The following is a 229-nucleotide window of genomic DNA, read 5'->3' as shown; positions in this document are numbered from 1 at the left end:
ATTTAAAACAAGGGTTAAAAGAACTTGGCTTTAACAGTGGAGAAAGTGAGACACCAATTACGCCTTGTATTATTGGTGATGAAGTATTAACACAAGAATTTAGTAAACGTCTACATGAAGAAGGCGTATACGCAAAATCTATCGTATTCCCAACCGTAGCAAAAGGAATGGGACGCGTTCGTAATATGCCAACAGCAGCTCATACGAAAGACATGCGAGATGAAGCAAT

General features: G+C 38.9%; 1 protein-coding gene. It reads left to right on the top strand.

The window, feature by feature from the left end:
- Positions 1–229: aminotransferase class I/II-fold pyridoxal phosphate-dependent enzyme (locus AC0IXC_RS29445; RefSeq protein ID WP_471653737.1), on the top strand; the 229-nt coding region annotated here is incomplete at both ends.

Source organism: Bacillus sp. AC266, from assembly GCF_979253805.1.
The sequence above is the reverse complement of the archived record's forward strand: the minus strand, read 5'-3'. Positions and strand labels throughout refer to the sequence as shown.